The sequence below is a fragment of the Agromyces binzhouensis genome, from assembly GCF_042672355.1.
GTDB classification, from domain to species: domain Bacteria; phylum Actinomycetota; class Actinomycetes; order Actinomycetales; family Microbacteriaceae; genus Agromyces; species Agromyces binzhouensis.
On record NZ_JBHXVJ010000001.1, the window covers coordinates 130783 to 156758 of the forward strand.

The following is a 25976-nucleotide window of genomic DNA, read 5'->3' on the forward strand; positions in this document are numbered from 1 at the left end:
CCCATGGCGAAACGCGATGAGGTCGAAGCCTGGCTCACCGACATGGACGGCGTGCTGGTGCACGAGAACCACGCCCTCCCCGGCGCGGCCGACCTGCTGCGGCAGTGGGAGGACGCGGGCACGCCCTACCTCGTGCTGACGAACAACTCCATCTTCACGGCCCGCGACCTGTCGGCGCGGCTCCGCTCGTCGGGCCTCCACGTGCCCGAGGAGCGCATCTGGACCTCCGCGCTCGCGACCGCGGACTTCCTCAAGCAGCAGGTCCCCGGCGGATCCGCGTTCGTCATCGGCGAGGCCGGCATCCTCACCGCGCTGCACGAGGCCGGCTTCATCATGACCGAGACCGACCCCGACTTCGTCGTCGTGGGCGAGACCCGCAACTACTCGTTCGACGCGATCACGAAGGCGATCCGGCTGATCGGCGCGGGCGCCCGGTTCATCGTGACCAACCCCGACGCCACCGGGCCGAGCGCCGACGGGCCGCTGCCCGCGACCGGGGCGATCGCCGCGCTCATCACCAAGGCGACCGGACGCGAGCCCTACGTCGTCGGCAAGCCCAACCCGATGATGTTCCGCTCGGCGCTGAACAAGATCGGCGCGCACTCCGAGCACACCGCGATGATCGGCGACCGCATGGACACCGACATCGTGGCGGGCATCGAGGCCGGCCTGCACACGGTGCTCGTGCTCACCGGCATCAGCGACCAGCGCGAGATCGAGAAGTACCCGTTCCGGCCCGACGAGATCCTCGACGGCGTGTTCGAGCTCGTCTCGAGCGAGCCCGTCGAGTCCGACCTGTAGCCGGTCACTCCAGGTCGAGCTCGCGGGCGCGATCCCATGGCTCGGTCCACGCGAGCGCCTCGAACATCGCGTCGAGGACCATCGCCGTGAAGCCCCAGACCAGTCGGTCGGCGCCGCCCGACGTGACGAGGAAGCCGGGCCCGCGCCACTCGTCGCCGTCGCGGCGGAGCACCGTCGTCCGCCGGTTCTCCGGGTCGAGCAGGTCGGCGACCGGCGTCCGGAAGACGGCCGACGACTCGGCCACGTCGACCGCGTGCACCGGGCTCGGCTGGGCCCACCACCCGAGCACCGGGGTCACGAGGTGGCGCGAGTAGGCGAGCGGGATGGGATCGAGCTCGCCGAGCACCTCGACGCCCGTGGGGTCGAGCCCGGTCTCCTCGCGCGCCTCGCGGAGCGCCGCGGCGACGACGTCGGCGTCGCCGGGCTCCACGCGGCCGCCCGGGAACGCGATCTGGCCCGCGTGGGAGCGCAGCGTGTCGGCGCGCGCGAGCAGCAGCACGTCGAGGTCGCGCGAGACCGCCGCGGCCTGCGCCTCATGGTCGCTCGGCAGGCCGTCGAGCACGCCGAAGAGCACGAGCACCGCCGCCGCGCGGTCGGCCGCGGAGTCGATCGGCGGCCGGGCCGACCGCCAGACGTCGCGCAGCTCCTCGTCACCGACGAGCGCGGTCAGCTGCGTGCGCGCCGATCGGATCGCGCCGTCCCGGGAGGTCACCCGTCGAGCGTAGCCCGGGTCGTCGTGGTGGCGGTCAGCGGAAGCGATCGTCGTCGCCCTCCCCGTTCGCGGACGGATCGGACGGCGGTCTCCCGGTGAGGTCGCCGCCCGTCGACTCGCCGGGATCGCTGCCGGAGGCGTCGGCGTCGAACGGCTCCTCGTCGCGCGGCCGGCGCGACCACCGGCTCTCGTGGAGGAAGACCTGCGTCACGATCACGAGCCCGACGATGACGATGCCGGCCACCCAGAACGTCCAGTCCATGCGCGCCCCCTCAGGCCAACCGTGCCACGGCGTCCTCGACGCCCGCCCAGAACCGCTCGACGTCGATCCCGACCGCGACGTACGCGTTCGGTTCGCGTCCGAGCATGCCGTCGAGGTCGACGCTCGTCGCACCGACCGTCTCCGACCCGATCAGCTCGACGTCGAGTCGCGTGCGCGCGACCTCCACCGAACCGGGGTCGGCCAGCACGGCGACCGCGACCGGATCGTGCAGCGGGCCGTCGGGCATGCCGAAGACCTCGTCGTTGGTCCGGCAGAAGAACTCGAGCAGCTCGTCGCCGAACGCCGACGTGCGGTTGCCGATCGCCGCGAGGCGCTCGCGCACGCGCGTCGTGACGAGTGCGCGATGCGTGACGTTGAGTCCGACCATCGTGAACCGGATGCCGCTCTGCAGCACCAGGTCGAGCGCCTCGGGGTCGACCCATGCGTTGAACTCGGCATAGGGCGTCGCGTTGCCGCGTTCGGTCGAGCCGCCCATCCACACGACCTCGCGGATCCCCGGGACGAGGTCGGGCCGCTCGCGCAGCAGCACGGCCACGTTCGTGATCGGTCCGGTCGCGATGATCGCGACGGGCTCGGATGCCGCGGCGAGCGTGTCGGCGATGAGCTCGGTCGCGCCGCGCGCATCGAGCGGGACCGGCGACGGGCCCGCGTCGGGGTCGGGCAGCGCCGGGCCGCCGAGGCCGTTCTCGCCGTGGATCCACTCGGCCGTCGACAGCTCGCGCGCGAGCGGGCCGGGAGCGCCGGCCGCCACCGGCACGTCGGTCACGCCGGCCACCGAGAGCGCGATGCGCGCGTTGCGGCTCGTGTGCTCGAGCGGCACGTTGCCGCCGACGGTGGTCACGGCCAGCAGGTCGAGCGCGGGATGCCCCGCGGCGAGCCAGAGCGCCATGACGTCGTCGTGCCCCGGGTCGCAGTCGACGATCACGGGCACGGTCATCGGAGCTCCGTCCGGTCGGCGAGGGCGAGCACGTCGACGCGGCCGGCATACGAATCCACGGTGCCGCGCGACTGCACGGCGATGGCACCGGCCGCGACCGCGATGCGGACGGCGTCGGGCAGCGACCTGCCCTCGGCGAGCATCGCGGCGAGTGCTCCGGTCGCGGCATCCCCCGCGCCCGTCGTGTCGACGGCCTCCACCCCGGGTGCCGTCACGATCCACGATCCGTCGGCGTCGGCAGCGACCGCGCCGCGCGCTCCGAGGGTCACGACGACCGATCGCGCCAGGTCGCCGACGACGGATGCCGCGGCATCCCGCCACGCCTCGGCCGGTGCGTGATCGGGCAGGGCCGCACCGATGCCGACCGCGCGCGCCTCGTGCACGTTGACGACGAGCGGATCCGCGATCGCGACGGCCGCGGCCGCGACGCCGACGGGTGGTGCGAGGTTCAGCGCGAACCGCGTGCCGGCCTCGTCGCAGGCGACCGCCAGCGCCTCGATCGTCGGCACGGGCAGCTCGCCCTGCGTGAGCACGAGCTCGGCGGCGGCGATGCGCTCGCGCTCGGCGGCGACCACGTCGGCGCCGACCGCGGAGTTCGCCCCCGCCGTGACCACGATCGTGTTCTCGCCCGACGCGGCCACCGTGATCTGGGCGACCCCGGTCGGCGTCCCCGCCACCGTCGCCACGGCCTCCGTCGGAAGCCCGAAGCGGGCGAACGCCGCACGGGCGACGTCGGCCGCGGCGTCGTCGCCGAGGCGCGCGACGAACTCGACGTCGGCCGAGCAGAGGTGGGCCGCGATGGCCTGGTTGGCGCCCTTGCCGCCGAGCGCGACACGGTGGCCGTGCGAGTGGATGGTCTCGCCGGGCTGCGGGAAGGCGTCGACGTAGCTCGTCGCGTCGACGTTCACCGACCCGACGACGACCAGCCGGCTCATGGTGCGGCGGGTCCGGGGCCGGCGAGGCCGACCGCCAGCGGCTCGCCGCTCACCTGCTCGACGAAGCAGTAGTAGCTGCGCTGACCGGCGTCCCACTGCTCGGCGGTCACGGGGAACGCGGTGAGCATCTGCAGCTCGCCGACTCCGCTCGCCGCGGCCGGATCGATGACGCCCTCTGCGGCGCAGAGCTCCTGCGACTGCGTCGCCAGGGCCTCCTCGCCCGGGAACTCGGTCGCCTCATCACCCGCGAAGGTGCCGCGGTAGGCGAGTTGCGCCGTGTGCGGGCTCGCGCAGTCGACGACGGTGAACTCCTCGGCCCACGCCGACTCGAAGGGCTCGAGGCACTCGGTGCCGAAGAGGGCCTGCCACGAGTGCACGCCCGCGGGCTGCGGTGCCGTCGGTGCCGCGACGGGCTCCTCGGTCGCCACGGGCGCGGCCGTGCCGGCGTCGCCCGGTGCGAGGAATCGGGTGCCGAACGCCACGACGGCGACGATGAGCACGACGAGGGCGAGCGCGCCGGCCGCCCACGTCAGGATCCTGACGGGAGACCGGTCGCGTCCTGCGTCGTCGGTGCGCGCCGCGGGCGTGGCACGATGCCCTCCGCGGTCGTCGTCGCCGGCTCGCGGCTGCGACCCGGGCGCATCGCCGAAGTCGTCCCAGTCGCCCCGCGCGTCGCGCGCGAAGGGATCGTCGGCGCCGGCCCCGGAGCCGTAGCCCGCCTGGCGAGCCTGCGGCCGATCGTATTCGGTCTCGGCGGCGGATGCCTCGACCACCGACATGGGCCCGGTCGCTCCGAAGCCCGCCCCGCCGAACAGCGCGGCGAGGCCGTCGTCGCCCGTGCCGTTCGACTCCGGTCCGGGTCGATCCTGTCGCTCGGTCGTGCGCTCGTCGACGTCGTACGCGGCCCACGGGTCGTCGAGGGCCGGCCGGTCGACGTCGGCGGCCCGCTCGTCGCGGGCATCGAGGCCGAAGGGGTCGTCGCCCGGGTCGTCGGCGACGACCGGCGCGCCGGCGCCGCGACGCGGGCCCGGCGCCTGGTCGTCGTCCGCCTCCTCCTCGGTGGGGACCTTCGGGTCACGACCGGCGGGATCGGGGGTCAGGTTCCAGAGGTAGCCCGCCTGCGCGAACTCCCGCGCGCGGGGCGACTCGTCGGCATCCCACGCGTCTGCGGTCGGCCGGTCGGATGCGGGGGCGTGTCCCCGCTCGTCGAGGTCGTCGGCATACCAGCGCACCTCGTCGGCCGGCTCGGCATCCGGCTGCCCGATGCCCTCGCGCCAGTCGGTCGGCTCGTCGGACCACGCCCCGTCCGCCTGCGAATCGCGGTCGCCCTGGCGCCACAGTTCGCGCAGGTCGTATCCGTCCTCGTGGACGGACGCCTCGTCGTGCGCACCGAACTGCTCGTCGCCGTACGCCCCGGTGTCCGCGTACGCGTCCGGGCCGAACCCGCCCTCGTCGCCGTTCCGGTCCGCCGGCGCACCGAAGCCGTCCTCGGCGAAGGCGGCACCGTCGAAGGGGCCGTTCGGGTCGTCCTCGTCGTAGCCGTACGCACGACCGTCGTAGCCGCCGTTCGCGTCGTAGGCCGGCCGAGCGTACCCCTGGCGGTCGTAGCCGTCGCGGTCGTAGCCGTCCTGGTCGTAGCCGTCCGGGCCGTAGCCCTCGTGGTCGAAACCGTCTCCGTGTCCGCGACCGTCGCCACGGCCGGCGTCGCCGTCGTACGTGCCCCCGCGGGCCGCGAAGTCCTGGACGTACCCGCCCGGTCCGGCGCCGGCCGGGCCGACGCCCGGTGCCTCGCTCGGCCCGACGGGGTCGACGAAGCCGGCGCCATCCGTCCAGCCCGGCTCGTAGCCGCCCTGCTCGTACACGCCCTGCTCGTAGCCGTCCGGGCCGAACCGACCCTGCTGGGGGCCTCGGCTGTCGTACGCCGCCGCATGGTCGTACGCCGGCTGTTCCGCATAGGCGCCCTGCTCGGCGTACGCCCCGCGGTCGAATGCCTGCTCGTCCGCGTAAGCGTCCGGGTCGTGTCCGACGGCGCCCTGCTCTGCGGCCGCAGGCTGATCGTCCTCGTGCAGCGCCGACCAGAGCTCATCCGCGAAGTCGTCGGGCGCACCGGCACCGGCGGACGGCGTCACGGGCGTGAAGGAGCGACGCGCGACCGGCGGCGGCGCGAAGCCGACGAACGGCGACTCGCCCCCGGACTGCTCCGGTTCCGGCTCGGGGCCCGGCTCGGACCGACCGGCGGGCGGCATGGTCGACGGGTCGGCGAGCCGGCGGAAGGCGGCGCGCAGCCCTTCCTCTGTGTCGAGCGGCTGACGTTCCTGCTGCTCGCCCCAGGTCAGTGCGAAGTTCGCGGGCGGGGTGACGGGCCCGGGCGGAGCGGGCGGGGGCTCGGGCTGTCGCGTGAACGCCGGCGGCACGGTGCCGCCGACGGGCGGCTCGACCGAGCTGAGGCGATCGTCGGACGGCGGCTCGGCGATGCGCGGCGGCTCGGCCGGTGCGCTGTTCCACGCCTGCGCGTCCCAGGCCGGCTGGTTCCAGGCGGGCGTCGCGGGCGTCGCGGCGGGGCCGGGCGCGGTGCGCTCGATGGGCTCGCCCACGACGGGCATCGCCCGGGTCGGCGCGTCGTCGGCCGGTGCGGGTTCGGCCACGGAGAACCAGTCGAGCGACTCCTCGCTGCGCCGGCGGGGGCGGGACTGGGGCGCCGGCTCCGCCCGCGGAGGCTCGGGAGCGGGTGCGACGGGAGGCTGCGCGGCCTGACGGCCCTCGAGGTCGGGTCGACGACCGCTGCCGAGCTGACTCATGAGCCAGTCGGTGTCGTCGTCGAATCCGTTCGCGTCGTAGCGTCCGTCGCGTCCCGTCATGACAATCCCAGATCCTTCAAGCCGATGGCCGCGAGGTAGGGGACTCCCGCGGCTTCGATGACCTCGCGTGCACCCGTGTCGCGATCGACGACGACCGCGACGGCCGCGATCTCGGCGCCCACGGCGCGCAGCGCCTCGATGGCCTTGAGCGGCGAACCGCCGGTGGTCGACGTGTCCTCGAGCACGATGACCCGCTTGCCCGCGACATCCGGCCCCTCGACCTGCTTGCCGCGCCCGTGGTCCTTCGGCTCCTTGCGCACGACGAACGCGTCGTAGGCGAGCCCGCGTGCGGCGCCCTGGTGCAGCACGGCGGTCGCGATGGGGTCGGCACCCATCGTCATGCCGCCGACGGCGACCACGTCGGGGACCTCGGCGATGAGGTCGATCATCACCTGGCCGATGAGCGGCGCGACGCGGTGGTCGAGGCTCACCTTGCGGAGGTCGACGTAGTACGAGGCCTTCTTGCCGCTGGTCAGCGTGAAGTCGCCGTGGAACACCGCCTCGTTCGAGATGTGCTCGATGAGCTGTCGGCGGGCCTCGGTGGACTGGGGATTCCGGGACGTCACCCGAATACTCTAAGTCTCCAGCGCCTGAGAGGAACGTGCGGATGTCCCGGTGGACGCGACCGGCTCGTCGCGTTCAGGCGTCCGGGTCGAGCCGGGGCGGCTTCGGCGCGGCGTCCGGGTCGCGCCGGGGCGCCTTCGGCGCGGCGTCCGCGATCCGCGACAGCATCGAGTCCTCCCCCGGGCCCAGTACCGACGGGGGGTCGACGTGGAACTCGGCGATCCCCGCCGCGCTGCGCCGGATGAACCGGTAGATCGCCGAGCCGATGAAGACGCCGAGCGCGATCGACATCACCGTGACGAAGGCGGCGGCGACGTCGTCGATGCCCGCCGATTCCTCGACGGCGCCCTCGGTGAGACCGATGAGCCCGGCGGCTCCGGGCACGAGCACCCAGAACGCGGGCAGGAAGGCGATCTGCGACGGTACGCCCCGCGGCAGGTCCTCGATCCACAGCACGAGCGGCGTGACCACGAGCGCACCGAAGAACCCGCTGACGGGCGCACCGAGCAGGATGGCGCCGAGCTGCTGCGCGCCGTAGGCGACGACGAGCGCCAGGATCACCCAGCCGTACGATCGCCCCGGGGCGGCGAAGTGCAGGTAGACGCCGATCCCGTAGAGCACGAGGCCGATCCCGGCGATCCACCAGGGAAGCGTCTGCTGCACCTCGCGGGGCACGTACTCGTCGTCTCCGATCCCCACGACGGTGCCCGCAGCGAGGATGCCGAACGCGAGCAGCGCGAGCTGTACGACGCCCGACCCGAGTCGCGAGGTCCCGGCCACCATCTGCCCTGCCGCGAGCTCGCGGACGCCAGTGGTGAGCAGTGCCCCCGGCAGGAAGGTCGCGAGCGGCGCGATCAGCACGCGCAGCGGATCGCCGATCTGGACCACGGGTGCGAGCAGGAACACGATCACGGCGCACGCGAACGACGCCGCGACCGGGAGCACGAGCGACAGCGTCTGCGAACGCGTCAGCTTCGCCACACCGATGAGGGCGCCGAGCCCGAAGCCCAGGACCGCCGCCTGCCAGCTCGGCGCGAGGAGCAGCACGAGACCGGCGGTGAGCAGCGCGTGCCCCAGGGTGCGCATGAACCAGTGCCGGGTCGGCGGCATGGCGCCGATCTCGTTGAGGCGACGGATGCCGTCCGCCGGACTGATCCCGGCGGATCGCGCGGATCGCGCGAGGGCCGCCATGGCGGCGATCTGGTCGAACCGGAACGACGCCCGGACCGAGGTCAACGAGATCCGCCCGTTCTCGCCCTGCCCGGTCTGGACGAACGCGATCGTCGGGAGGACGACGACGTCGACCTCATCGACCCCGTACGCGTGTGCGATGTCGATGATCTCGGCGCGGATGCGGTCGGTGGACTCGGCCGAGGCGGTGAGGCCCTCCGCGAGGCCGAGGAGGAACGTCCGGATCACGGCCCGTTCGGCGGGCGAGCGTTCGGTCTCGCTCGGCTCGGGCGGCGGCGGGGTCGTCGGGGTCGTCGGCATCCGTTCGCTCCTCGGTTCGCGTCGGAGCGCGGTGCACGGGCGTGCGCCCGGCGCCCCGGCGGTGCGGTCACGCTATCCCCCGGCGCGATCGGATGTCGAGTCGCCGACGCGACGGGCGGCGAGGCCCGACCTGGGGCGTGGCGGAGATGCGAAGGGCCGCCCTGCGGGGTGTCCCTCCCCCGCACGGCGGCCCTGCTCGGAGACCTTCGGCTCCGCGACGCGCGACCTAGACGGTGCGCGCGAACGTCTCGCGCGGCTGGCGACGGTATCCGTCGCGCGCGGTGACGACGATGGAGCTGACGATGCCGGCGATCGAAGCGGCGGCGAGCATGGCGAAGACGGAGAACACGGCGGTTCCTTTCGAGGAGTTCGTTGGAATGTCGGGCGACTCGGTGCGCCCTTGCACGTGTCCGACATCACCTATTGTGCCCTCGAAAACCGTTCAGCACAATTCCATAGAACTACATGAACCATGTAGCATTTCTACATGGATGTGCGCCGACTCGACCTGCTCCGCGAACTCGCCGAACGCGGCAGCGTGACCGCCGTCGCCGAGGCGACCGGGCGGACCCCGTCCGCCGTCTCCCAGCAGCTCAAGGTGCTCGAGCGCGAGGCGGGGATGCCGCTCACCGAGCGGAGCGGCCGCGGGGTCGTGCTGACGAGTGCCGGGCACGCGCTCGCCCGCAGTGCGACCGAGGTCGCCATCGCGCTGGAGCGCGCCTCGTCGCTGTGGGACCAGTTCCGCAACCACCCGAGCGGCGAGGTCACGCTGCTGACGTTCCCCACGATCGGCGCCACGCTGCTGCCGCAGGTGCTCGCCGACCTCCGCTCGGTCGCAGGTCTCGTCGTGCGCGCCACCGACCTCGATCCCGAACTGGCCGAGTTCCCCGACCTCACGAACGAGTACGACATCGTGCTCGCCCACACCATGCCCGGCGAACTCCCGTGGGGCGGGCGCGGCCTCCGCGCCCTCCCCCTGCTCACCGAGCCCCTCGACATCGGACTGCCCGCCGATCATCGACTCGCGTCGCGCTCGCACGTCACCCCGGCAGACCTCGTCGACGAGACCTGGCTCGGCGTCCCGGCCGGCTTCCCGTTCGAGCGCATCCTGCACGCGATCGAGCAGGCCGGGGGCCGGCGCGTCGAGGTGAGCCAGCGGTTCAGCGACATGCGCATCGTCGAGGCGTTCATCGGCGCTGGCCTCGGCATCGCGTTCGTGCCCCGCTACACCTCGGGCGTGCTCCCCGAGAACATCGTGCTGAAGCCGCTGCGGAGCGTGGCATCGGTGCGCCAGATCTTCGCGCTCGTGCGGCCGGATGTCGCGGAGCGGCTCGCCGTGCGCACCGTGCTCGAGGTCCTGGTCGACCGGGCTGCGCGACTCCAGGAGTCCCACGAGACCGCCGCGCGCGATCTGGCCGCGGCGGCCTCGTCCTGAGCCTCGGTCAGGAGGCGGACGCCAGCGCCTTCGCCTTCAGCGCGTCGAACTCCGCCTGGGTGATCGTCCCCGCGTCGAGCAACCGCTTCGCCGACTCGATCTCCGCCGCGGCCGAGCCCTCGCCGGAGTTCGCGACCGACCGGATGTACTCGTTCGCCTCGGCCTGCGCGGCCTGCGACCTGGCCGCATTGCGTTCGGCCATGCCGCGACCCCTCGCGATCAGGTAGATGAACGCGGCCAGGAACGGCAGGAACACCAGGAACAGCACCCACAGGGCCTTGCCCCAGCCGTTGAGCGTGTGGTCGCGGAAGATGTCGACGAAGACGCTGATGAAGATCCAGATGCAGGCGAACAGGACGTAGATCCAGAAGAGCCAGACGAAGAAGTCCCAGATGCTCATTGCGGCGATCCTTTCGGTCACGGGGGCGCGGGCCACGCCCATCGGTTCGGAACGTATCGACGCGGGCACGAGCGCCGCATCACCCCGATCGGATGATCCGACGCCCGCGATCCGAGCGCGCATGGGACCTTGGCCATGTCGGAGCGCCACCCGGGGATGACAGACTGACCCGGACATCGACCTGCACCGGTTTGGGGGCGAGGTGCTCGAGCCACCGCCATCCGAGGTCCTGATCGACCGGCCGGCGCTCAGGACCCGGCTCGACGGCGCCCTCGAGGGCCCGCTCACCCTGCTCGTCGCGCCGGCCGGCGCGGGCAAGTCGGTGCTGCTCGACCAGTGGCGGGCTCGGCACGACGAGGTCGTCACGCTCCGCATCGACATCGATGCGGACGACGACGACCCGGTGCGCCTCAGCCGTCGGCTGCTCGCCGCAGTGACCGGCGTCCGACCCGCCGCGGCCGGACTCGAGCGCCTCACGGCCCTCGGCGCCGAGGGGATCGGCGAACCCCTGCTCGAGGGTCTCGCCGCCGAGCTCCGGTCGTTCCCCGAGACCGTCATCGTCCTCGACGACCTCCATCACCTCGCCAACCCTCGGCTCTTCGCGGATCTCGGACGACTGGTCACGCTCCTCCCATCGAACGTGCACGTCGTGCTGTCCACCCGGGTCGATCCTCCGATCGCGTGGAGCAGCCTCCGGCTGCGGAATCGGATGCTGGAGATCCGGCAGGGCGAGCTCGCGTTGGATCGGAGCGAGGCGGCCGAACTCGTGCAGCGTGTCGCCCGTCGGGAGCTCCCCGGTCCAGCCCTCGATGCGGTCATCGACCGTGCCGAGGGCTGGGCCGCAGGGCTGCAACTGGCGGGCCTCGCCTTCAGGTTCGCCGGCGGCCCCGAGGCATCCGATTCGCTCGTCGCGGGCATCGCGGGCAGCGACCGGCTCATCGCCGACTACCTCACGGAGGAGGTGCTCGAGGCGGTGCCCGAGGTCGATCGCGACCTCCTCCTGCGGCTGTCACTGCTCGACACGATGACCGCCGAACTGGTCGATCACGTACTGGAGCGGACAGGCGGCCAACGACTCCTCGAGCGGCTCGAGGACGAGTCGCTGTTCGTCGTGGCGCTCGACCCGGATCGGGCGCGATTCCGCTTCCACCATCTCTTCCGCGAGTTCCTCAGGTACCGATCACGCTCCGAGGATCCCGAGGCCCAGCGGACCCTGCTCGTCCGCGCGGCCGAGTTCCACCTGGGGCGGGACGAGGTCGCGCCGGCGGTCGAGTACCTCCTGCGCGCACGGGACTGGGGCCGCGCGCTCGACGCGATCATGACGCGTGGGAGCGAGGTCTTCGAGACCGGCGGGATGCGGACCGTCGTCCGGTGGATCACCACGGTGCCCGAACCCGAGTGGGCCGGGCGACTCGAGGTCGTGCTCGAGCTCGGCATCCTGGTCGGCATGCTGGGCGAGTCGGGGCGGGCCGGCGGCCTGCTCGGTCGCGTCGCCGCCGATCCGAGGGCCACCGTCGGGCACCGGATCGCCGCCGAGGCATGGCGCTCCGCCCTCGCGCAGTGGAATCCCCGACCGGAGGAGGGCATCCGAGCGGCGGATCGGGCGCTCGCACTCATCGCCGCGCATCCCGACGCGCCGTACCCCGACGTCATGCGGCTCACGAGTCCGGTCCTGATGACGACCCTCGCGATCGGCTCGCGGGCACGCGCGCAGTTCATCGCGGGCGACGAGGATGCCGCCGGGTCGTCGTTCGCGCGCGCACTCGAGAGCGACGGCATCGCCTACCCGCCGTTCCGGGTCGGCGCGCTCGGGTCATCCGCGCTCCTGCACATCTGGCAGGGTCGGGCGGGCGCGGCCGAGCTCCTCGCGAGCGAGGCGATCGACACGGCGGCGACGGCCGAGCTGCTCGCGCACCCCGTGATCGCCGACGCCTACCTGGCCAGGGCGTTGACCGCGGCCGAACGCGGGATGCCCGGTGCCGCGGCGGCACACCTCCGCGACGCGATGCTGCGTGCGGAGGCGAATCACCGGTCGCAGCTGATCTGGGCGGGACGGTACGTCGGCGGCCTCGTCGCGGCGTCGGAGGGTCGCGACGACGACGCCCTCGACCAGGTCGACCTCGCACGCGGCGGCGATCTGTCGGCACCCGGCCCGGCGATCCTGGACCGCCTGCGCGGACTGCGCCTCGGCGTCCTCCGACGCACGGGTCGGGCCGAGCAGGCGCTCCGACGCCACGGCGGTACGGGACCGCTCGGCCCGTCCGTCGCCTTCGAGACGGCGGCGGCCGCACTCGACCTCCGCGACCGCGCGGCCGCGCGTCGGCTCGTCGGCGAGATGCCGACGCCGGCGCACGACTCGCCACTGGGCGACATCCGTCGCTCCCTGCTGCTCGGCTGGATCGCCGAACTCGACGGATCGCACGAGCACGCCATCGCACATGTCGAGGACGCGCTCGACCGCGCCGAACCCGAAGACCTCGTCGCCGTGTTCCTCGAGTGCGGGCCGGTCGTGCTCGACCTCGTCGGCGAGCGATCGATCGATCGGGGCGGCGTCGCCGCGAGGGTCGCGACGCTCCGGAGCGACGGTCGTCACGTCATCGCGCCCTCCGACGGCACTCCCGCCTCCGACCCGAACGCCGGGCTGCCGGATCCGCTCACGAGCCGCGAACTGGAGATCCTCGCGTTCCTGCCCGACCACTCCACCAACGCAGAACTGGCGAGTCGCTGCTTCGTCTCCGTGAACACGGTGAAGACCCACACCGCGCACATCTACCGCAAGCTCGGCGTCTCGGGCCGGAGCGCGGCCATCGCCCGGGCTCGTGAGCTCGGCCTGCTGGATTCCGTCAGTCGTCCCGACCGGGTACGTGCGTGACCGACTCGATCTCGACGTCGAACCCGTGGAGCAGTTCGAGCAGCCCCACGAGCCGGGCCTGATCCGGGACGGTTCCGAGCAGGTGCGTCGAGCCCGAACCGGTGCGAACGACATCGAAGCCGACGAACTCCTCCACGATGATCGGCGGGAGCTCGCCCCTCACGAGGATGTCGAATCGCTCGGTGCCCATGTCGCCCTCCCGATGCCGATGGTCGAACCGCGGCGACCGCCCCGGCTCACGCGTCGCGGCTAGATCCGGCGTCGTCGTCGTCCCGGCGTCACCGCGGCACCGACCACCGCGGCCTTCGCCACGGGGGCGGGGCCGGGGCGCATCGCGGTGCCGACCACCGCGGCCTTCGCGACGGGCGCGCGGACCACGCCGACCCGTCCCACTCGTGCTGGTCTCAGCGGCATGTCAGGCTCCCGTTCCCTCGAGCTCCACATCGGCCTCCAGCGAGGCGATGATGTCCTGGATGGGGATCCTGCCGTCGGCGATCAGTCGGCCGCCCGCGCGGCGTGCGGCGGACGCGAACGGGGCAGCCCACACGTTCTCGTAGACGAGCACGCCCGCGACACTGCCCGGATCCATGGCGTTGGCGAGGTTCGCGACGTCCTCGGCCGCCAGCAGCTCGGCCAGCTGCGCCTCGAGCTCGACCAGCGCACCCAGCTCGCCCGCGTCGGACAGCTCGATGGCGTCCACGACGCCGTCCTCGTCCTTGGTGAGGACGATGACGTCGATCACCCGGATCGTCCCCGCCTGCACGAGGTTCAGGAGTTCCTCGGCGATCTCGCCGGTGAACGTCGAGTGCCCGGCCGGGAATTCGATGACCAGGAAGTCGACCGGTCCCAGTCCGTCCAGATCCTGTTCGGTCATGTCGATCAGCCCTCTGCTTCCGTGCGTCGCCGTCGGTGCGAATCCCCACCGCCCTCAGGTTCGTCGCAGCAGGCGATCGGGGCATCACCCGAACCGGGTGATTCGGCGCGTGTTCGGGTTCGTTAGCGTGTGCTCGGCCGGCCCGCGCGCGGGCCGAGCACGGACGCTTCCTGGGGGGAATCTCATGCGACCTGACCGCCACGCACGAACCATGCTGCCGATCCCGGACCGGCCGCGACCGGGCCTGACCACCTACGACGCCAAAGACCCGGACACCGCATATCCGCCGATCGAGCCGCTGCTCCCCCCGGAGGGCGCTCCCAACGTCCTGGTCATCCTCCTCGACGACATCGGGTTCGGTGCATCGAGCGCGTTCGGGGGCCCGTGCGCGACGCCGAACGCCGAGAAGCTGGCGGCCGGCGGCCTGCGGTACAACCGCTTCCACACCACCGCGCTCTGCGCGCCGACGCGGCAGGCGATGCTCACCGGCCGGAACCACCACTCGGTCGGCATGGGCAGCATCACCGAGACCGCCACCTCGGCGCCGGGCAACAGCTCGCTGCGACCGAACACCAAGGCGCCGCTGGCGATGACGCTGAAGCTCAACGGCTACTCGACGGCCCAGTTCGGCAAGTGCCACGAGGTGCCGGTCTGGCAGTCCTCACCCATGGGACCGTTCGACGCGTGGCCGTCGGCCGGCGGCGGGTTCGAGAAGTTCTACGGCTTCATCGGGGGCGAGAACAACCAATGGGATCCGGCGCTCTACGACGGCACGACCCCCGTCGAGCCGCCCGCGACGCCGGAGGAGGGGTACCACCTCACCGAGGACCTCGCCGACCACGCGATCAGCTGGATCCGCACCCAGAAGTCGCTCATGCCCGAGAAGCCGTTCTTCGTGTACTTCGCGCCGGGTGCCACGCACGCACCGCACCACGTGCCGAAGGAGTGGGCGGACAAGTACGCCGGGCGGTTCGCCGACGGGTGGGACGTGCAGCGCGAGCGCACCTTCGAGCGCCAGAAGGACATGGGCGTCATCCCGGCGGACGCCGAGCTCACGCCACGGCACGCCGAGATCCCGGCGTGGGACGACATGCCCGACGACCTCAAGCCGGTGCTCGAACGCGAGATGGAGGTCTACGCGGGCTTCCTCGAGCACACCGACCACCACGTCGGCCGTGTGATCGACGCGGTCGCCGACCTCGGCATCCTCGAGAACACGCTCATCTACTACATCGTCGGCGACAACGGAGCATCCGCCGAGGGCACCGTGAACGGCGCCTTCAACGAGATGGCGAACTTCAACGGGATGGCGGCGCTCGAGACGCCCGAGTTCATGCGATCGAAGGTGGACGAGTTCGGTTCGCCGACCTCCTACAACCACTACGCCGTCGGCTGGGCGTGGGCGATGGACACCCCGTTCCAGTGGACGAAGCAGGTCGCCTCGCACTGGGGCGGCACCCGCAACGGCACGATCGTGCACTGGCCGAACGGCATCGCCGAGCAGGGCGGGCTCCGGTCGCAGTTCACCCACTGCATCGACGTCGCGCCGACGATCCTCGAGGCCGCGGGCATCCCCGAGCCGACCGTGGTGAACGGCGTGCAGCAGTCGCCCATCGAGGGCACCAGCATGGTCTACACGTTCGACCAGCCGGAAGCGCCCGAGCGCCACGACCTGCAGTACTTCGAGATGTTCGGCAACCGCGGCATCTACTACAAGGGCTGGAGCGCCGTCACCAAGCACCGCACCCCGTGGGTCCTCGTCGGCGGAACGGTGCCCGCCTTCGACGACGACGTCTGGGAGCTCTACGACGGCAACGTCGACTACAGCCAGGCCCGCGACCTCTCCGCGGAGCAGCCCGACCGGTTGCACGCGCTCCAACGGCTCTGGCTGATCGAGGCGGTCAAGTACAACGTGCTGCCGATCGACGACCGCACCGGAGATCGGCTCAACCCCGACCTCGCAGGCCGGCCGACGCTCATCCACGGCAACACCCAGCTCCTCTTCGGCGGCATGGGCCGGCTCTCGGAGAGCAGCGTCGTGAGCATCAAGAACAGGTCGTTCTCGGTCACGGCCGAGGTCGTGGTGCCCGAGGCCGGGGCCGCCGGCGTGATCATCGCGCAGGGCGGCCGGTTCGGCGGATGGAGCCTGTACGTGAAGGACGGCCGCGCGAAGTTCGTGTACAACGTGCTCGGCATCCACGAGTTCCCGACCGAGGCGACCGAGGTCCTGCCCCCGGGCACGCACCAGGTGCGCATGGAGTTCGCCTACGACGGCGGCGGGCTCGCGAAGGGCGGCGACGTCACGCTGTACTACGACGGGAACGCCGTCGGTACGGGTCGGGTGGCGGCGACGCAGGCGATGGTCTTCTCGGCCGACGAGACGACCGACATCGGCTACGAGAGCGGAACGACCGTGTCGCCGGACTACACCGCCGCCACGAGTCGGTTCCGGGGAGCCATCAACTGGGTCCAGATCGACCTCGGCGACGACGACCACGATCACTTCATCGACCCGGAGGAGCGGCACCGCATCGCGATGGCGACGCAGTAGGTGCGAGCGGATGCCGCGGTGCCGGGCGGATGCCGCTGCGGCCGGCGAGTAGCATCCGATCATGCCCGACGACGTGATCCTGTTCGACGTGCGCGACGGCCTCGCGCACGTGACGCTGAACCGACCGGCCCGGCTCAACGCGGTCGACCCGGTGGCCATCGCGAGGTGGCAGGAGCTGGCGCACGAGATCGCCGCGCGCGACGACATCGGCGCGGTGCTGTTCGATGCGGCGGGTCGCGCGTTCTGCGCAGGCGGCGACGTGCTCGCGATGTCGCGGCTCGCGGAGTCCGGGGTCGGCGGGGGGAGCCCGGCCGAGGTCGTCCGGGGGCTCGCCGACCGGATCCACGACGGGCACCGGGCGCTGCGCGAGAGCACGAAGCCGATCGTCGCCGCCGTGCAGGGGCCCGTCGCCGGCGGCGGCCTCGGGTTCATGCTCGTGGCCGACCTGGTGATCGCGTCGGAACGCGCGACCTTCGCGAGCCGCTACAGCGACATCGGGCTCACCCCGGACTGCGGCGTGAGCACGCTGCTTCCCGAGGCGGTCGGGGTGCGCCGCGCGCTCGAGCTCACGCTCACCTCGCGCACGCTCTCCGCGACCGAGGCACTCGACTGGGGCCTCGTCGCCGAGGTCGTCGCACCCGAGGCGCTCGAGGCGCGGGCCCGCGAGGTCGCGGACGGATGGCTCGCCGGCGCGACGCACGCGTTCGGCCAGGCGAAGCGGCTCGTGCACGCCGGACGGGCCCGATCGTTCCAGGCGTCGCTCGACGACGAGGCCGCGACGATCGGCGCATCGATCGAGACGGCCGACGCGCGCGCGGCGATCGCCCGGTTCGCGGCTCGCGCGTCGCGCTGACCACGCGCCGGCACGGCGGGCCGACAGGGCTGCCGGCCCGCCGTGCCCCGGCGGTCGTCTCAGGGGGCGACGGACGCGGGCACCTCGCCGAACCCGTCGGCGAGCAGCCGTCGCAACGCGGCGACGGCCGTCGCGGCGTCGGGCCCGCTGCCGTCGAACCTCACGGCATGGCCCTGCTTGGCTCCGAGCGACATCAACCCGATCATGCTCCGCGCCGGCACCGGTCCGGTGCCCGTGGTGAGGTTCGTCACGTCGACGACCGCGTCGAACCCGCCGACCGCCTGCACCAGGAGCGCCGCGGGCCGGGCGTGCAGGCCATCGGGATTGACCACCACCTCGTCCGCCGACCGCGGCTCGCTCGACTCGGCGGGCGCCCCGGCGGGCACCGGATCGACCGACTCCGCGGGCGCCGCCGCGGGCACCGGATCGACCTGCTCCCGCTTCGCGTCGAGCGCCGCGGCGGACTCGCGGGCGACCTCGTCGAGCGGCGCGCCCGTCGCGGCCAGCACGAGCCCCGCCGTGATGCCCTCCACGAACGGCCCCGCACCGACCACGACCTCCGTCGTCGACTCCCTGAGGTCGAGGGCGAGCCCGGCGCTCAGCACGGCCGAGCCGAGGTCGGTGACGACGAGGACGCCCGGGACTCCTCGTCCGGCGAGCTCGTCGATCGCCGCGGCGACGGCCGCCGCATCCGTGCCGAACCTGCCGTCGGAACCGGCGGCGATGCGCACGGGCGGCGCCTCGCCGTGCACCATCTCCAGGCCCAGCTCGACCGCGGCCTCGGCGAGCGCCGGACTGTGCGAGACGACGACGAGCCCGATCATCCGACGCGCTCCGATCGTGCGTCGGCGAGGGCCTCGACGAGGATCGCGGCCGAGGTCGCCCCGGGATCGAGGTGATCGGCGCTCCGATCGCCCAGGTAGCTCGCCCGCCCCTTGCGGGCGACGAGCGGGATGGTCGCGTCGCGCCCGACCGCTGCAGCGGCGGCCGCGGCGCGGAGCGACTCGACGAGCGGGCGACCTCCGGCCGCGGCGGCGCTCAGCGCCTCGGCGGCCGGTTGGAGGGCGTCGACCATGGTCTTGTCACCCGGCTCGGCTCGGCCGCGGGCCACGACCCCGGCCACGCCGGCGCGGAACGCGTCGGCGAGGCCCGCGGTGTCGAGGTCCGGGGCCGGGCCGACGGACTTGGCCATCTCGAGGAACAGCGTGCCGTACAGCGACCCGCTCGCTCCTCCGACCGTCGACACGAGCGCCATCCCGGAGGACTTCAGCAGTGCACCGGCATCGTCCGGCGGCGCGTCGGCGAGACGCTGCCGCACCGCACCGGTGCCCCGGGCGATGTTGGTGCCGTGGTCGGCGTCGCCGATCGCCGAGTCGAGCGCGGTCAGCCGCTCGGCCTCGGCGGTGATCCGCTCGTCGAAGCGGAACATCCACGCCACGAGGTCGTCGACCGTCAGGCGGCCGTCCTCGGTCGCGGTCATCGCTACACCCCCCATCGGAGCGCCGCGGTGCTCACGGGTGCGTCCCAGAGCCGCAGCATCTCGTCGTCCGCTCGGAGCAGGGTGAGGGAGCATCCGGCCATGTCGAGGCTCGTGATGTAGTCGCCGACGAGCACTCGTGCGACGGTGATGCCGCGCTGCTCCAGCAGGGAGGCGACGGCGCCGTACATCAGGTAGAGCTCGATGAGCGGCGTGCCGCCGAGCCCGCTGAGCATCGCGATCACGGGCGCCCCGGTGAAGTCGTGGTCGGCCAGGATCGCCGACACGAGCGTCTCGGCGATCTCCGACGCGGAGGCCAGCGGGGCGCGCGTGCGGCCCGGTTCGCCGTGGATGCCCACGCCCATCTCGATCTCGTCCTCGGGGAGGTCGAAGCTCGGCTTGCCCACCGACGGAAGGGTCGCGCTGGTGAGCGCCACGCCCATCGACCGGCCGTTCTCCGAGACGCGCGTCGCGACGGCGTGCACGGCATCGAGGTCGGCGCCCTCCTCTGCGGCGGCCCCGGCGATCTTCTCGACGAGGACGGTCGTGCCGACTCCCCGGCGGCCGGCGGTCCAGGTCGAGTCCTCGACGGCGACGTCGTCGGCGACCAGCACGGTCTTGACCGCGATTCCCTCCGCGTCGGCGAGCTCGGCGGCCATCTCGAAGTTGAGCACGTCGCCCGTGTAGTTCTTGACGATGAACAGCGCCCCGGCGCCGGTGCTCACCGTCTGGACGGCGGCGAGCATCTGGTCGGGGGTCGGCGAGGTGAAGACCTCGCCGGCGCAGGCCGCGTCGAGCATCCCGGGGCCGACGAAGCCGCTGTGCAGCGGTTCGTGGCCCGAGCCTCCGCCCGAGATCAGGGCGACCTTGCCGGGCTTCGGCGTCGCCCGTGCGACCACCCGAGCGGCGAGGTCGACGGCGAGTTCGGGGTGGGCCGCCGCGACGCCCTTCAGGGCGTCGGCCAGCACCTCCGACGGTGCATCGATGAGCTTCTTCATGCGCGTGCCTCCTCTTCGACGAGCGCTTCGGTCAGGGTGGTGCGGTCGGCCCGGGTGCGGGAGACCAGGCCGAACGCGAGGCCGGCGAGGACGCCGCCCGCGAGTTCGGCGATGACGTAGACCGGCCACTGCTCCCACTGCACGGTGCCCCCGAGGAGCTGCTGCACGAGCATCGGGCCGGTGGTGCGGGCCGGGTTGATGGACGCGCCGGTGGCGGGCGCCACCGGGATGATCGCGGCGAAGACCACGAGGCCGATGACGAGCCCGGCGAATCCGGGGGCCGCCTTGCGGTGGATCACGCCGAAGACGGTGAAGACCAGCAGGAACGTGCCGAGGAACTCGGCCGTGAACGCCTGCCAGATCGGGATGTCGCCGTAGGAGGCGACGCCGAGTCCGAGCTCGCTGGCCTGCGGGCCGAGGGCGCCGACGATCGCGAACGCGCCCACGGTCGCACCGAGGAGCTGCGCGACCACGTACCCGGGCACGTCGCGCCAGGCGAACTTGCCGGTCACCGCGAGGGCGAGCGTCACCGCGGGGTTGATGTGGTTGCCCGAGATGTAGCCGAACACGTACACCGTCGCGACGACGATCGTGCCGAAGGCGAGCGAGATGAAGCCGAGATCGGCGGGGGCGAAGGGCGCGTCGCCCCTCACGAGTGCGAAGGCCGGCACGGAGCCGACGCCGACGAACACGAGGAAGGCGGTACCCAGGAACTCGGCGGCGAGCCGCTGCCAAGTCCGGTTGTCATCCATGATCTGCGTTCTCCCTTGAACGAGGTGATGCCAGACGATTCGGTATTGTCGAATGGCTTTCGGTAATACTGAATGGTGGACCTTCCGTCCCGCGCTGTCAAGAACCAGACAGAATGGGGATGCACCGTGGGCGCGATGACGGAGGGGGAGTCGGTGATCCAGTCGATCGACCGCGCGGCGAAGATCCTCACGCTGCTGCAGGGCTCGCGCCGCATGGGCATCTCCGAGCTCGCGGCCGCGCTCGACCTGCCGCCCTCGACCGTGCACGGCATCGTCAAGTCGCTCCAGGCGCACGGGCTCGTGGCGCAGCAGCCGAGCGGGAACCGCTACGTGCTGGGGCCGGCGCTCCTCAAGCTGTCGAGCGTCTACCTCGACACGCTCGACGTCCGTGCGCGCGCGATGCGCTGGATGCACGAGCTCTCGAGCCGCACCGGCCTCGCGACCCGCCTCGGCGCGGAGCTGTTCGGCGAGGTCATCGTCATCCACCACGACCGACGCCCGGACGGCACCGAGCAGATGCCCGAGACCGGCCTGACGATCCCCAGCCATGCCTCGGCACTCGGCAAGGTGCTGCTCGCCTACGACGCGGCGCACGCCGCGGACGCGCTGTCGCGCCCGCTGACGGCGCTCACGGCGGACACCGTCACCGACCCGGACCGCGTCCGGGAGGGCCTCGAACAGGTCCGGCGGGACGCGCTCGGCTTCGAGAACGAGGAGGCCGTCATCGGCGAGTCCTCCGTCGCCGCGCCGGTCTGCTCGGAGGACGGCGACGTCGTCGCCGCGGTCGCGGTCGTCATGCCCTCGAGCGAGTGGCCGCCCTCCGACACGGTCGTCGGCGCACTCCGCGACGCCGCACGGAGCATCTCGCGCGACCTCGGGGCGCCGACCTGGCCGCCGCGCCCGCCCGCTCCGGCAGGGTGACGCGGCGGCCGACCCGAACCGACCGGCCTCGGGTCAGTCGTGCTGGGGGAAGCCCAGGTTCAGCCCGCCGTGGCTCGGGTCGAGCCAGCGCGACGTGATCGCCTTCTCCTGCGTGAAGAAGTCGAAGCCGCGCGGGCCGTAGGCCTTCGCGTCGCCGAAGAGCGAGTCCTTCCATCCACCGAACGAGTGGTAGGCCACGGGCACGGGGATCGGCACGTTGATGCCGACCATGCCGACCGTCACCTCGCGCTGGAAGCGCCGCGCGGCGCCGCCGTCGTTCGTGAAGATCGCGGTGCCGTTGCCGTAGCGCGAGGAGTTGATCAGCTCGAGGCCGTCCTCGTAGCCGTCGACCCGCACGACCGAGAGCACCGGTCCGAAGATCTCGTCGCGGTACACGGCCGACGAGGTCGGCACCTTGTCGATGAGCGTCGGGCCCATCCAGAACCCGTCGGGCTCGCCGTCCACCTCGGGGTCGCGGCCGTCCACGACGACGGATGCCCCGTCCTCGCCGGCCACGTCGAGGTACCCGGCGACCTTGTCGCGGTGCTCGCGCGTGATGAGCGGACCCATGTCGCAGCCGCGGGTGCCGTCGCCGGTGACGAGCCGCGACATCCGCTCGCTGATCTTCTCGACGAGCTCGTCGGCGATCGAATCCACCGCGACGACCGCCGAGATCGCCATGCAGCGCTCGCCGGCCGAACCGAACCCGGCGTTCACGGCCGCGTCGGCCGCGAGGTCGAGGTCGGCGTCCGGAAGCACGAGCATGTGGTTCTTCGCGCCGCCGAGGGCCTGCACGCGCTTGCCGTTCGCCGTCGCCGTCGCGTAGATGTAGCGCGCGATCGGGGTCGAGCCCACGAACGAGATCGACCGGACGGTCGGGTGCTCGAGCAGCGCGTCGACGGCGACCTTGTCGCCGTGCACCACGTTGAAGACGCCGTCGGGCAGCCCTGCCTCCTGGAACAGCCGCGCGAGCCAGACCGAGGCCGACGGGTCCTTCTCCGACGGCTTCAGCACGACCGTGTTGCCCGTCGCGATCGCGAGCGGGAAGAACCACAGCGGCACCATCGCCGGGAAGTTGAACGGGCTGATGATGCCCACGACGCCGAGCGGCTGGCGCAGCGAGTAGACGTCGATGCCGGTCGAGACGTTCTCGGAGTACTCGCCCTTCGTGTACGCGGGCATCGCGCACGCGAGCTCGACGACCTCGAGGCCGCGCGCGATCTCGCCCGCGGCGTCGCCGAGGACCTTGCCGTGCTCGCTCGTGAGGATCGCGGCGAGCTCGTCGGTCCGCGACGCGAGCAGCTCGCGGAAGCGGAACATGACCTGCTGCCGCTTGGCGATCGACGCGTCGCGCCATGCGGGGAAGGCCCGCGCGGCGGCCTGCACCGCGGCATCCACGTCGTCGGTCGATGCGAAGCGCACGCGCCGCTGCTCGACGCCGTGCGCGGGGTTGTAGACGGGTCCAGTGCGGTCGGAGTCGCCCGAAGCCGGGCCGCCGTCGATCCAGTGCTCGACGACGTCTGCGGCCTGCGTGCCCTCGGCGCTGGGGGCGGTCTGGGTGTCGGTCATGGTCTCGTTCCTTCCGAATCGAGGTGTCCGGGTCGTTTCGTAGGGGTGGTGGGTGCCGCGGCGCCCCGGACGGAGGCCGCGGCATCCGTCTCACACGTCGACGGTGCCGAGCACCTCGTCGTAGATCGCGGTCGCCTGCTCGACCTCCTCGGCCGTGACCACGCAGGGCGGCACGACGTGGATCCGGTTCTCGGCGACGAACGGCAGCAGGCCCCGCTCGACCAGCGCGCCCTTGACGCGTCCGACCTCGGCGGCGGGCAGTGGCGCGCGCGTCTCGGGATCGGCGACGAGGTCGAGCGCCCAGAAGACGCCCTCGCCGCGCACCTCGCCGATCACGGCGTGCTTCTCGGCGAGCTCCGTGAGGGCCGGGGCGATGGCCTCGGCCCCGACGCGGCGTGCGTGGTCGACGATGCCCTCGGACTCCATCGCGTCGAGCGCCCCGACGATCGAGGCCATCGCGAGCGGGTGGCCCGAGTAGGTGAGCCCGCCCGGGAAGATCCGCTCGTCGAAGTCGGCGGCGATCTCGTCGGAGATGACGACGCCGCCGACCGGCACGTAGCCCGAGTTGACGCCCTTCGCGAAGCTGATGAGGTCGGGCCGCACGTCGTAGCCGTCGAACGCGAACCAGCGCCCGGTGCGACCGAAGCCGCACATCACCTCGTCGAGGATGAGCAGGATGCCGTGGCGGTCGCACAGTTCGCGGACGCCGGCCAGGTAGCCGGGCGGCGGCACGAGCACCCCGGCAGTGCCGGGCACGGTCTCGAGCAAGACGGCCGCGATCGTCGCGGGGCCCTCGGACTCGATGACGCGGCGCAGGTGCTGCAGCGCGCGCTCCGACTCCTCCTCGGGCGTCGTCGCCCAGAACTCGGAGCGGTACAGGAACGGGCCGAAGAAGTGCACGTGTCCGCGTGCGAACTCGTTCGGGATGCGTCGCCAGTCCCCCGTCGAGACGATCGCGGCGCCGGTGTTGCCGTGGTACGACCGGTACGTCGAGAGCACCTTGTCGCGGCCGGTGTGCAGGCGCGCCATCCGGATCGCGTTCTCGTTCGCATCGGCGCCGCCGTTGGTGAAGAACACCTTGGACATGCCGCTCGGGGCATGCGACACGATCCGCTTCGCGGCCTCGCCCCTGGCGAGGTTCACGGTCGGCGGGCCGATGGTGGTCAGCAGTTCGGCCTGCTCCCGGATCGCCGAGACGACGGCCGGGTGCTGGTGGCCGATGTTGACGTTGACGAGCTGGCTGGAGAAGTCGAGGTACTCCCGGCCCGAGTGGTCCCAGACCCTCGTGCCGCGGCCGCTCGCGACGACGAGCTGCGGGGGGGTCCCCTGCGCCGACCAGGAGTGGAAGACGTGTTCGGCGTCGAGCTCGCGCGCGAGCGCGTCGAGGTCGGCGGTGAGGTTCTCGGTCATGGGCGTCGTCGCCTTTCGTGGGGTGGATGCCGCGGGGCGGGGCGTGCGGGCCGCGCCCCGCGGCATCCGTCTGCTAGTTGCCGCCCTCGTTGAGGGTGACCTCGATGGGCTCGTAGTCCTCGCCCTGGATGTCGACGCCGTCGGCCTCGAGGTTCGCGATGGCCTCGTCGACGTACTCGTTGGTGTACGACCCGTCCGGCGGGTCGGTCGTGATGACCTGCGCGCCGTCCTGGTTCTTCGTCATGAGGGCCATCTCGACGGTCGCGTCCCACTGGTCCTCGTTGATGTGGCCGATGCCGCTCGTCGAGGGCCAGATGAGCTTGTTGATCTCGTTGGCCATCCACAGCTGGTGGCTCGTGCCGAGCGTCGACCCGGCGGCGGTCACCGCGTCGGCCGCGGCCTGCGGGTCGTCGCGCTGGTCGATCCAGCCGAGGATCGCGCCCTGGATGAGCTTCACCGCGGTCTCGGCGTACTCGGGGTCGGACTCGAGCCGCTCGCTGTTGGCCCAGATCGCGTCCTGGAGCATGGCCGTGCCGACCTCGTTCCAGTCGATGACCGAGAAGTCCTCGGGCTGGTAGAGCTCGCCCGTCTCGGGGTTCACGGCCTCGAGCAGCTGCGCGTACTCGTTGTAGGTCATCGCCTGCGCGGCGTCGATCTCCTTGTTGAGCAGCGCGTTCATGTCGAAGTTCTGCTGCACGATCGTGTAGCCCGACGCGTCGACCTCCGTGAGGCCCGCGAAGAGCTCCCACTCGTTGCCGAAGCCCCAGCTGCCGATCTGCTTGTCCGAGAGGTCCTCCGGCCCGTCGATGCCGCTGTCGGCCCACGCGACCTGCAGCGTGCCGCTGCGCTCGAAGATCTGCGCGATGTTCGTGATGTTCGCGCCGGCCTCGATCGAGGCGAGCGCCTTCGGCACCCACGCGATCGCGAAGTCGACGTCGCCGGCGGCGAGCACGTCCTGGGGGACGATGTCGACGGCGCCCGGGATGATCTCGACGTCGAGGCCGAGCTCCTCCCAGTAGCCGTTCGCGTCGGCCAGGTAGTAGCCGCCGAACTGGGCCTGCGTGAGCCACTGCAGCTGCAGGGTCACGGGGGTGAGCTCGCCGTCGGCGGTGTCGCCGCCGTCGCCCGAGTCGCTGCTCCCGCTGGAGCAGCCGGCGAGCACGAGCGCGGTCGCGGCTGCTGCCGCCGCGCCCGCGAGGATCCGGTTGCGCTTCATGTGCATTCCTCTCTTGGTGGTGGTGCTCGTGGTGCGGTTCCGACCGGCGGTGCCGGTGGCTGGGGCC

The 25976-nt window shown here is 72.4% G+C and carries 25 protein-coding genes; 6 read left to right on the plus strand and 19 right to left on the minus strand.

From position 1 onward, the window contains the following. Positions 1–3: 3 nt before the first annotated feature. Entirely contained in the window at positions 4–801 is a 798-nt protein-coding gene (locus tag ACFVHK_RS00685; protein ID WP_376927126.1) for an HAD-IIA family hydrolase, read from the plus strand. Between the two features lie 4 nt (positions 802–805). Here the strand turns inward: ACFVHK_RS00685 and ACFVHK_RS00690 are convergent, their stop codons facing one another. From ACFVHK_RS00690 to ACFVHK_RS00725, 8 genes are all read right to left on the minus strand, one after another. Beyond that, entirely contained in the window at positions 806–1513 is a 708-nt protein-coding gene (locus tag ACFVHK_RS00690) for an NUDIX hydrolase (RefSeq protein WP_376927127.1), read from the minus strand. A 34-nt stretch (positions 1514–1547) separates the two neighbouring features. Next, positions 1548–1775, minus strand: a complete 228-nt coding sequence (locus ACFVHK_RS00695; protein WP_376927128.1) for a hypothetical protein — start codon at positions 1773–1775, stop codon at positions 1548–1550. Positions 1776–1785: 10 nt separating this feature from the next. After that, the gene (locus tag ACFVHK_RS00700; protein WP_376927129.1) at positions 1786–2733 is read right to left on the minus strand and encodes a nucleoside hydrolase; all 948 of its coding nucleotides are present in this window, start codon (positions 2731–2733) and stop codon (positions 1786–1788) included. After that, the gene (locus ACFVHK_RS00705) at positions 2730–3668 is read right to left on the minus strand and encodes a PfkB family carbohydrate kinase (protein ID WP_376927130.1); all 939 of its coding nucleotides are present in this window, start codon (positions 3666–3668) and stop codon (positions 2730–2732) included. Before ACFVHK_RS00705 ends, ACFVHK_RS00700 begins: the two co-directional genes overlap by 4 nt. Beyond that, positions 3665–6526, minus strand: coding sequence for a septum formation family protein (locus ACFVHK_RS00710; RefSeq protein WP_376927131.1), 2862 nt, complete (start codon positions 6524–6526; stop codon positions 3665–3667). Before ACFVHK_RS00710 ends, ACFVHK_RS00705 begins: the two co-directional genes overlap by 4 nt. Then, positions 6523–7092, minus strand: coding sequence for an orotate phosphoribosyltransferase (gene pyrE, locus ACFVHK_RS00715; protein ID WP_376927132.1), 570 nt, complete (start codon positions 7090–7092; stop codon positions 6523–6525). Before pyrE ends, ACFVHK_RS00710 begins: the two co-directional genes overlap by 4 nt. Before the next feature lie 73 nt (positions 7093–7165). Next, the gene (locus tag ACFVHK_RS00720) at positions 7166–8581 is read right to left on the minus strand and encodes a threonine/serine exporter family protein (RefSeq protein WP_376927133.1); all 1416 of its coding nucleotides are present in this window, start codon (positions 8579–8581) and stop codon (positions 7166–7168) included. A 226-nt stretch (positions 8582–8807) separates the two neighbouring features. Beyond that, entirely contained in the window at positions 8808–8930 is a 123-nt protein-coding gene (locus ACFVHK_RS00725) for a hypothetical protein (RefSeq protein ID WP_277985213.1), read from the minus strand. A 138-nt stretch (positions 8931–9068) separates the two neighbouring features. Here ACFVHK_RS00725 and ACFVHK_RS00730 point away from each other — a divergent pair, with 138 nt between their 5' ends. Next, positions 9069–10016, plus strand: a complete 948-nt coding sequence (locus ACFVHK_RS00730; RefSeq protein WP_376927134.1) for a LysR family transcriptional regulator — start codon at positions 9069–9071, stop codon at positions 10014–10016. Between the two features lie 7 nt (positions 10017–10023). On the opposite strand, the gene ACFVHK_RS00735 is transcribed toward ACFVHK_RS00730, so the two are convergent. Further along, on the minus strand, positions 10024–10416 hold the full coding sequence (locus ACFVHK_RS00735) for an SHOCT domain-containing protein (protein WP_376927135.1): 393 nt from the start codon (positions 10414–10416) through the stop codon (positions 10024–10026). Between the two features lie 202 nt (positions 10417–10618). Between ACFVHK_RS00735 and ACFVHK_RS00740 the strand changes: the two genes are divergently transcribed. Then, positions 10619–13288: a LuxR C-terminal-related transcriptional regulator gene (locus ACFVHK_RS00740; protein ID WP_376927136.1), complete on the plus strand. Its 2670-nt coding sequence runs from the start codon at positions 10619–10621 to the stop codon at positions 13286–13288. On the opposite strand, the gene ACFVHK_RS00745 is transcribed toward ACFVHK_RS00740, so the two are convergent. From ACFVHK_RS00745 to ACFVHK_RS00755, 3 genes are read right to left on the minus strand one after another with little or no spacing between them, the layout of a single operon-like run. After that, on the minus strand, positions 13260–13478 hold the full coding sequence (locus tag ACFVHK_RS00745; RefSeq protein ID WP_376927137.1) for a hypothetical protein: 219 nt from the start codon (positions 13476–13478) through the stop codon (positions 13260–13262). The two genes, ACFVHK_RS00740 and ACFVHK_RS00745, sit on opposite strands and share 29 nt — an antisense overlap. Positions 13479–13537: 59 nt before the next feature. Beyond that, the gene (locus ACFVHK_RS00750) at positions 13538–13702 is read right to left on the minus strand and encodes a hypothetical protein (protein WP_376927138.1); all 165 of its coding nucleotides are present in this window, start codon (positions 13700–13702) and stop codon (positions 13538–13540) included. Position 13703: 1 nt separating this feature from the next. Next, positions 13704–14162 (minus strand): DUF6325 family protein, encoded by a 459-nt coding sequence (locus ACFVHK_RS00755; protein ID WP_376927139.1) that lies wholly within the window; start codon positions 14160–14162, stop codon positions 13704–13706. A gap of 184 nt (positions 14163–14346) precedes the next feature. Between ACFVHK_RS00755 and ACFVHK_RS00760 the strand changes: the two genes are divergently transcribed. After that, positions 14347–16713 carry a sulfatase-like hydrolase/transferase gene (locus ACFVHK_RS00760; protein WP_376927140.1) on the plus strand — a complete coding sequence of 789 codons (2367 nt, stop codon included), beginning with the start codon at positions 14347–14349 and terminating at the stop codon, positions 16711–16713. A gap of 61 nt (positions 16714–16774) precedes the next feature. Next, entirely contained in the window at positions 16775–17566 is a 792-nt protein-coding gene (locus tag ACFVHK_RS00765) for an enoyl-CoA hydratase/isomerase family protein (protein ID WP_376927141.1), read from the plus strand. A 59-nt stretch (positions 17567–17625) separates the two neighbouring features. Here ACFVHK_RS00765 and ACFVHK_RS00770 read toward each other — a convergent pair whose 3' ends face one another. From ACFVHK_RS00770 to ACFVHK_RS00785, 4 genes are read right to left on the minus strand one after another with little or no spacing between them, the layout of a single operon-like run. Beyond that, entirely contained in the window at positions 17626–18390 is a 765-nt protein-coding gene (locus tag ACFVHK_RS00770; protein ID WP_376927142.1) for an HPr family phosphocarrier protein, read from the minus strand. Next, entirely contained in the window at positions 18387–19046 is a 660-nt protein-coding gene (gene dhaL / locus ACFVHK_RS00775; RefSeq protein WP_376927143.1) for a dihydroxyacetone kinase subunit DhaL, read from the minus strand. Before dhaL ends, ACFVHK_RS00770 begins: the two co-directional genes overlap by 4 nt. A gap of 2 nt (positions 19047–19048) precedes the next feature. Further along, positions 19049–20041, minus strand: a complete 993-nt coding sequence (gene dhaK / locus ACFVHK_RS00780) for a dihydroxyacetone kinase subunit DhaK (protein WP_376927144.1) — start codon at positions 20039–20041, stop codon at positions 19049–19051. After that, positions 20038–20793 (minus strand): MIP/aquaporin family protein, encoded by a 756-nt coding sequence (locus ACFVHK_RS00785; RefSeq protein ID WP_129235610.1) that lies wholly within the window; start codon positions 20791–20793, stop codon positions 20038–20040. Before ACFVHK_RS00785 ends, dhaK begins: the two co-directional genes overlap by 4 nt. Before the next feature lie 135 nt (positions 20794–20928). Here ACFVHK_RS00785 and ACFVHK_RS00790 point away from each other — a divergent pair, with 135 nt between their 5' ends. After that, complete coding sequence (locus ACFVHK_RS00790) at positions 20929–21714, plus strand: IclR family transcriptional regulator (RefSeq protein WP_376927642.1); 786 nt, start codon at positions 20929–20931, stop codon at positions 21712–21714. Between the two features lie 33 nt (positions 21715–21747). On the opposite strand, the gene ACFVHK_RS00795 is transcribed toward ACFVHK_RS00790, so the two are convergent. From ACFVHK_RS00795 to ACFVHK_RS00805, 3 genes are all read right to left on the minus strand, one after another. Further along, positions 21748–23283, minus strand: a complete 1536-nt coding sequence (locus tag ACFVHK_RS00795) for a CoA-acylating methylmalonate-semialdehyde dehydrogenase (RefSeq protein ID WP_376927145.1) — start codon at positions 23281–23283, stop codon at positions 21748–21750. 90 nt (positions 23284–23373) lie between these two features. Next, positions 23374–24693 (minus strand): aspartate aminotransferase family protein, encoded by a 1320-nt coding sequence (locus ACFVHK_RS00800; RefSeq protein ID WP_376927146.1) that lies wholly within the window; start codon positions 24691–24693, stop codon positions 23374–23376. Between the two features lie 73 nt (positions 24694–24766). After that, entirely contained in the window at positions 24767–25909 is a 1143-nt protein-coding gene (locus ACFVHK_RS00805; RefSeq protein ID WP_376927147.1) for an ABC transporter substrate-binding protein, read from the minus strand. Between the last annotated feature and the right edge of the window lie 67 nt (positions 25910–25976).

Bases quoted from the DNA above. Each gene is read 5' to 3' on its own strand.
- ACFVHK_RS00685 (WP_376927126.1), top strand. From the start codon at position 4: ATGGCGAAACGCGATGAGGTCGAAGCCTGGCTCACCGACATGGACGGC.
- ACFVHK_RS00695 (WP_376927128.1), bottom strand. From the start codon at position 1,775: ATGGACTGGACGTTCTGGGTGGCCGGCATCGTCATCGTCGGGCTCGTG.
- ACFVHK_RS00700 (WP_376927129.1), bottom strand. From the start codon at position 2,733: ATGACCGTGCCCGTGATCGTCGACTGCGACCCGGGGCACGACGACGTC.
- ACFVHK_RS00705 (WP_376927130.1), bottom strand. From the start codon at position 3,668: ATGAGCCGGCTGGTCGTCGTCGGGTCGGTGAACGTCGACGCGACGAGC.
- ACFVHK_RS00710 (WP_376927131.1), bottom strand. From the start codon at position 6,526: ATGACGGGACGCGACGGACGCTACGACGCGAACGGATTCGACGACGAC.
- ACFVHK_RS00720 (WP_376927133.1), bottom strand. From the start codon at position 8,581: ATGCCGACGACCCCGACGACCCCGCCGCCGCCCGAGCCGAGCGAGACC.
- ACFVHK_RS00730 (WP_376927134.1), top strand. From the start codon at position 9,069: ATGGATGTGCGCCGACTCGACCTGCTCCGCGAACTCGCCGAACGCGGC.
- ACFVHK_RS00735 (WP_376927135.1), bottom strand. From the start codon at position 10,416: ATGAGCATCTGGGACTTCTTCGTCTGGCTCTTCTGGATCTACGTCCTG.
- ACFVHK_RS00745 (WP_376927137.1), bottom strand. From the start codon at position 13,478: ATGGGCACCGAGCGATTCGACATCCTCGTGAGGGGCGAGCTCCCGCCG.
- ACFVHK_RS00750 (WP_376927138.1), bottom strand. From the start codon at position 13,702: ATGCCGCTGAGACCAGCACGAGTGGGACGGGTCGGCGTGGTCCGCGCG.
- ACFVHK_RS00755 (WP_376927139.1), bottom strand. From the start codon at position 14,162: ATGACCGAACAGGATCTGGACGGACTGGGACCGGTCGACTTCCTGGTC.
- ACFVHK_RS00760 (WP_376927140.1), top strand. From the start codon at position 14,347: ATGCGACCTGACCGCCACGCACGAACCATGCTGCCGATCCCGGACCGG.
- ACFVHK_RS00765 (WP_376927141.1), top strand. From the start codon at position 16,775: ATGCCCGACGACGTGATCCTGTTCGACGTGCGCGACGGCCTCGCGCAC.
- ACFVHK_RS00770 (WP_376927142.1), bottom strand. From the start codon at position 18,390: ATGATCGGGCTCGTCGTCGTCTCGCACAGTCCGGCGCTCGCCGAGGCC.
- dhaL (WP_376927143.1), bottom strand. From the start codon at position 19,046: ATGACCGCGACCGAGGACGGCCGCCTGACGGTCGACGACCTCGTGGCG.
- dhaK (WP_376927144.1), bottom strand. From the start codon at position 20,041: ATGAAGAAGCTCATCGATGCACCGTCGGAGGTGCTGGCCGACGCCCTG.
- ACFVHK_RS00785 (WP_129235610.1), bottom strand. From the start codon at position 20,793: ATGGATGACAACCGGACTTGGCAGCGGCTCGCCGCCGAGTTCCTGGGT.
- ACFVHK_RS00790 (WP_376927642.1), top strand. From the start codon at position 20,929: ATGACGGAGGGGGAGTCGGTGATCCAGTCGATCGACCGCGCGGCGAAG.
- ACFVHK_RS00795 (WP_376927145.1), bottom strand. From the start codon at position 23,283: ATGACCGACACCCAGACCGCCCCCAGCGCCGAGGGCACGCAGGCCGCA.
- ACFVHK_RS00800 (WP_376927146.1), bottom strand. From the start codon at position 24,693: ATGACCGAGAACCTCACCGCCGACCTCGACGCGCTCGCGCGCGAGCTC.
- ACFVHK_RS00805 (WP_376927147.1), bottom strand. From the start codon at position 25,909: ATGAAGCGCAACCGGATCCTCGCGGGCGCGGCGGCAGCAGCCGCGACC.